Below are 5,182 nucleotides of genomic sequence, written 5' to 3' on the forward strand. Positions count from 1 at the left end.
ATGCGCCGGAAATGGGCGTTCTTGCCCGACATGCCGGAATGCGCGTCGCGATAGCGCGCGCCGGGCACGGGCATGTCCACCGTGAACACCAGCGTCGTTATTCCCGCCGCCTGTGCGCGCTCCAACGCATTGCGCATGAAGCCGCGATCCTTCAGCACGTAAAGCTGGAACCAGATCGGCGCGGGCGATTTCTTCTGCACTTCCTCGATGGGACAGACGGAGACGGTCGAGAGCGTGAAGGGCACGCCGCGCGAGGCCGCCGCGCGCGCCGCCTGCACCTCGCCGCGCCGCGCGTACATGCCCGTGAGGCCGACAGGCGCGAGCGTCACCGGCATCGCGAGTTTCTGGCCGAAAATCTCGGTTTCGAGGCTCAGATCGGCCACGTTCTTCAGCACGCGCTGGCGAAGAGCGATGCTGGCGAGGTCGGACACGTTGTGGCGAAGCGTGTGCTCCGCATAAGCGCCGCCATCGATGTAATCGAACAGGAATTGTGGCAGTCGGCGGCGGGCCGCCTCTCGATAGTCTGTGGTCGCGGAGATTATCATGGAAAGGAACTCAGCCTTTATCTTGAAGTGCGGCGGAACGGGCGACGGTCGACCGCGCCTTCCGGGCCAGATCGTCATCGATGCGTTTGATCGTCGTTTCGACAAAACGGAGGTGGCGGTCCGAAACTTGTCTCGCGCCCTCGGCATCGCCCGCCTCGATCGTCTCGATGAGCGCGCGATGTTGCTGCGAAAGGGCGTCGAAGGTCTGCGGCACGGTGTAGAGCTTTTCGAGACTCTGCGAGATGCTGTCCTGCAGAAGGCCGAACATGCTCGACATCACCTGCTTCAGGACGGCGTTGTGTGAAGCCTCGGCGATGGCGAGATGGAACGCCGCGTCCTTGCGGGCTTCCTCTATCGGGGTGCTGGCGCCGTGGCTCTTGCCCATGGCCTCGAATGCATCGCGAATGCGGGTCTTGTCGTCGGGGTCGGCGCGAAGCGCCGCGTAATAGGCCGCCGCGCCCTCCAGCGCCTGACGGATTTCCAGCACATCGTGACTGTAGCCCGCATCGTAGGCGACGAGAGGTGCAAGCGGCGCGCTGATCGTTTCTCTCGCCCACGAGGCGGCGACCGCAGGGGAGGGCGAGGCAGGCGGCTCGGCGATCAGGATGCCCGTTTTCCGCACCGTCACGCGTCCCCGAGCCGCCATGCGTCCCACCGCCTCCCGCAGGCTGGCGCGGGAGATCCCGGCCATTTCCGCGAGAGCGCGCTCCGACGGCAGACGGTCGCCGGGGCGAAGGCCATGATCCTTGATGAAGGTCTCGATCATGGCCTCGGCGCGCTCGGATACGCGTGATGGCTGGGCTAGGGCTAATTTGGCAAGGTCCGGTTTGGCATCGTCCATCAGGGGATCATCCACGGCGTCACGTAAGCTTGAACGGTGGTAATGACACCGATGAGCGCCGCGAGCGCAAGGCTATGCTTCACCGTGAAGCGGAACAGGTCCGATTCCTTGCCGACGAGCCCCACCGCTGCGCAGGCGATGGCGATGGACTGCGGCGAGATCATCTTGCCCGTCACGCCGCCGGTCGTGTTCACCGCGACGAGAAGCACGTCGCTCACGCCGATCTGATGCGCGGTCGTGGCCTGAAGCGCGCCGAACAGCGCATTCGATGAGGTATCCGAACCCGTCACGAACACGCCCAGCCATCCGAGGAACGGCGAGAAAAACGTGAACGCCGACCCCGTATGAGCGAGCAGCAGCGCAAGCGTCGTGGAAAGTCCCGAGAAATTGGCCACGAACGCGAAGGCTAGGACGACGCCGATCGAATAGATCGGGATGGCGAGACTTTTCAGCGTGCCGCCGAAGGTCGCGATGGCCTTGCCGGGCCTCATGCCGAGAAGAAGGATGGATGCGATGGCCGCGAGGAAGATCGCGGTGCCGGTCGCGGAGAGCCAGTTGAACTTGTAAACCGCTTCAAGCAGCTTCGGCTGGGCCACGACGGGCGGGATCTTCTCGACGAGCATATCGAGGAACGGCACGTGGATCGACATGATCGTGCTGACGAGCGGGCCGTTTGCCGCGAAGAGCGCCTTGAACGGCGGGATGCTCCACAAGGTCACGAAGGCGGTCAGGATCAGGAAGGGCGACCACGCCTTGACGATCTGGCCGGTCGTATAGCGCTGGTTCGGCTCATGCTGAACCGGAACGGGCACGGCTCCATCCGCCGCGATTTCCTCCGCGTCGAAGCGGAAGATGTTCCGGGGTTGCCAGACCTTCAGGAACAGCGACAGGCAAACGAGCGAGGCGAGCGCGGCGGTGATGTCGGGAAGTTCCGGGCCGATGAAATTCGCTGTCAGGAACTGCACGGTGGCGAACGATATGCCGCATACGAGGATGGCGGGCCACGTTTCGCGCACGCCCTTCACGCCATCCATGATGAGGATCAGCCAGAAGGGGATGATGATCGACAGCAGCGGAAGCTGACGCCCTGCCATCTGGCCGATAAGGAACGGATCGATATTGGACACCTGTCCCGCAACGATGATCGGTATGCCCATCGCGCCGAACGCGACTGGCGCGGTGTTGGCGATGAGGCAGAGGCCCGCCGCATAAAGCGGCCGGAAGCCGAGCCCTACGAGCAGCGCCGCCGTTATCGCGACGGGTGCGCCGAAACCGGCCGCACCCTCAAGGAAGGCGCCGAACGCGAAGCCGACGAGCAGAAGCTGGAGCCGCTGGTCTTCGGTGATGTGCAGGATCGAGCGGCGGATGATGTCGAACTGGCCGGTTTCCACCGACACCCGATAGAGGAATACGGCCGCGATGATGATCCACGCGATGGGCCAGAGCCCGTAGAGGAAGCCGTAAACGCCAGCCGCCGCCGCCGATTCCACGGGCATGCGATACATGCCGATGGCGATCCCGATGGCGAGGAGCAAGGTGATGGTGGCGGCGAGGTAGCCCTTCAGGCGCAATCGGGTGAGGGCGAGGAAGAAAAAGAGGATCGGGATCGCGGCCACAAGGCTCGAAAGCCAGAGATTGCCGAGTGGATCGTAATTCTGCTGCCACACTGTCATTCCATATCCCTCGAATTGGTCTGACCAACGGGAGCAGACACTGCCCGTGTATTCTTGGGAAAGGGCGGATAAGTCAAACGAGACTATGGTAGAATATCAAGGGTTTGGTCAGACCAGGGCAGCGCGACAGAGCGATGTGCTCGGCGCGGGGAAGCCGTCCGGATGGTTTCGTGCGGGAGGATCTTGGTGGCGTGGTTCGCTCGGGTCCGCGTTCAAATTCCGTGCAAGCCTCGGGTCTGCGACCTGGGCTTCGAGCATGACGGATGCGAATGCCGGGGGAGGGGAAGCGGCTGATCGACTGGTGCTCTGGAGCGATCTTTTGATGCTCTGGCGCACGCCCTCTTATTCAAACGTATGCGCCGGAAGAGCACTGGCAACGTGTAGTTTAGTATCTAATTTTGCATTCGATGACGGTGCACAAGCGGGCGCGAATGAAATGTAAATGCCTGCACAGATCACTGCGTCAGATCGGGGTTTGACGCAGAGAGGTTGATCGACAACCGAAATTTACAGGGTCATGCCAGGTCCGACTTACGGTCCGATGCAATAGCTCGCCGCTTCCGTGCGATTGCCCAAACCATGCGGCCTTGTGCGCGACTATTGGCTCGCCGTGGTGGTGCGCCGAGCCTTTCTTGCCCCGAGGTTGTCGTTCGCGAGGTTAACGAACCGTCAGCCTCGGACGGAAGTTCAGGAGCGCTCAGCGGCCCCGGAGCATTTTTGCAGCGCAAAGATGCTCCGGGTATGCATCACCCGCGTGGCTGCGACGCGGACTGTAACCAGATCAGGCGGCGCGCTTGTCGGCGAATTGGTCGTAAGCGCCGATCGCATCGGCGGCGTACATGAGCGAGGGTCCGCCGCCCATGTAGATGGCCATGCCGAGCACCTCCAGCACCTCTTCGCGCGTGGCGCCGAGCCTCACGAGCGCTTCGGAATGGAAGCCGATACAGCCGTCGCAACGCGCGGCCACGCCAAGCGCGAGCGCGATGAGCTCCTTGGTCTTCTTGTCGAGCGAGCCGTCCTTGGTGGCGGCAGCCGCGAGCGCGCTAAAGCCCTGCATCGTTTCGGGTATGCCCTTGCGCAGTTCCTTCATGTTTGCGGAGATGGCGCGCGTGATTTCGGCGTAATCCTTTTCCATAGGACATCCTTCTTCGGGGCTTGTGTGCGAGCGTGTTTGCCTTATATTAGATACAGCTAATATGGTGTCAAGATGAAGCGAGAGGATTCCCCGGTCGCGGGGGCGGCGGATGCCATGAAGGGCCACGCCGAAGCCGCGGCCGAGATGCTGAAGCAGCTCGCCAACTCGCATCGGCTGCTCATTCTTTGCCAGCTCATCGGCGGGGAGAAGTCGGTCGGCGAGTTGTGCGAAGTGATTGAATTATCGCAATCTGCCGTGTCTCAGCATCTTGCGAAACTGCGTGAGTCCGGCATCGTGAGCGCCGAGAAGCGCGGCCAGATGGTCTATTATCGGCTGTGCAGCATGGAGGTTCACGCCTTGCTCTCGACGCTCTATCTGATCTACTGTCGCCCCTGAAAGCATTAGAAAACCCTAAAGGTAGTCCCATGCCCATTCAACCCGTCAATGCCGCTGCGCTGAACACCTGGCTCGAACGCGGAGACGCGATACTTGTCGACGTGCGCGAGCCTCAGGAATACGCGGCGGAGCATGTCGCGGGCGCGACGCTCGTCCCGCTGGGGACGGTCTGTTGCGCAAAGTTGCCCGATTACACCGGAAAGAAACTCGTCATCATGTGCAAGCTCGGCGGGCGCGGCGGGAAAGCTTGCGAGAAGCTGGCTGGCGAACTGCCTCCCCGCGCCGTCGTCTACAACCTCGACGGCGGCATCGAAGCGTGGAAAAAGGCGGGCTTGCCGGTTGAGCGCGCGCCGCGTCGGGGTTTCATGAACTGGCTCACCGGGCGCGGTTAGATCAGCCTGAGACGCACAGAAGCTGAACGACGACTCACACCTGGAGCACCGTGCCGCGTCTGATTTACGGCGCGGTGCTGTAACCGTCTGAGCAGGAGAAACGGCGCTTCTCCCCGAAAAATAGCGCGGCGTGCAAGTTTTGGCTCGCATTCCGTTCGGATTTGAATATAAATCACGGACCCGGCGGCGACGTCCTTCAA

6 protein-coding genes are annotated in these 5,182 nt (G+C 62.3%); 2 read left to right on the plus strand and 4 right to left on the minus strand.

Features of this window, described 5'->3' with window-relative positions; translation table 11 throughout:
• The 4 genes from T281_RS16115 to T281_RS16130 all read right to left on the minus strand — a co-directional run.
• Window positions 1-545, minus strand: a 545-nt coding sequence (locus T281_RS16115; protein ID WP_037241873.1) for an alpha-hydroxy-acid oxidizing protein, incomplete at its 3' end; no start/stop codon positions are given.
• A 10-nt stretch (window positions 546-555) separates the two neighbouring features.
• A complete protein-coding gene (locus tag T281_RS16120; protein WP_037241875.1) occupies window positions 556-1,386 on the minus strand; it encodes an FCD domain-containing protein in 831 nt (276 codons plus the stop codon).
• Window positions 1,386-3,059: an L-lactate permease gene (gene lldP, locus T281_RS16125; protein ID WP_037241877.1), complete on the minus strand. Its 1,674-nt coding sequence runs from the start codon at window positions 3,057-3,059 to the stop codon at window positions 1,386-1,388. Before lldP ends, T281_RS16120 begins: the two co-directional genes overlap by 1 nt.
• A gap of 781 nt (window positions 3,060-3,840) precedes the next feature.
• Entirely contained in the window at window positions 3,841-4,194 is a 354-nt protein-coding gene (locus tag T281_RS16130; protein WP_037241878.1) for a carboxymuconolactone decarboxylase family protein, read from the minus strand.
• Between the two features lie 72 nt (window positions 4,195-4,266).
• Here T281_RS16130 and T281_RS16135 point away from each other — a divergent pair, with 72 nt between their 5' ends.
• Window positions 4,267-4,590 (plus strand): ArsR/SmtB family transcription factor, encoded by a 324-nt coding sequence (locus T281_RS16135; protein WP_245269271.1) that lies wholly within the window; start codon window positions 4,267-4,269, stop codon window positions 4,588-4,590.
• Window positions 4,591-4,619: 29 nt separating this feature from the next.
• Window positions 4,620-4,982, plus strand: a complete 363-nt coding sequence (locus tag T281_RS16140) for a rhodanese-like domain-containing protein (protein WP_052037596.1) — start codon at window positions 4,620-4,622, stop codon at window positions 4,980-4,982.
• Window positions 4,983-5,182 lie beyond the last annotated feature (200 nt).

It is taken from the genome of Rhodomicrobium udaipurense JA643 (assembly GCF_000636015.1).
GTDB classification, from domain to species: Bacteria; Pseudomonadota; Alphaproteobacteria; order Rhizobiales; family Rhodomicrobiaceae; genus Rhodomicrobium; species Rhodomicrobium udaipurense.

Excerpts from the sequence above, each read along its gene's own strand:
- T281_RS16120 (WP_037241875.1), bottom strand. The coding sequence starts at position 1,386 with ATGGACGATGCCAAACCGGACCTTGCCAAATTAGCCCTAGCCCAGCCA.
- lldP (WP_037241877.1), bottom strand. The coding sequence starts at position 3,059 with ATGACAGTGTGGCAGCAGAATTACGATCCACTCGGCAATCTCTGGCTT.
- T281_RS16130 (WP_037241878.1), bottom strand. The coding sequence starts at position 4,194 with ATGGAAAAGGATTACGCCGAAATCACGCGCGCCATCTCCGCAAACATG.
- T281_RS16135 (WP_245269271.1), top strand. The coding sequence starts at position 4,267 with ATGAAGCGAGAGGATTCCCCGGTCGCGGGGGCGGCGGATGCCATGAAG.
- T281_RS16140 (WP_052037596.1), top strand. The coding sequence starts at position 4,620 with ATGCCCATTCAACCCGTCAATGCCGCTGCGCTGAACACCTGGCTCGAA.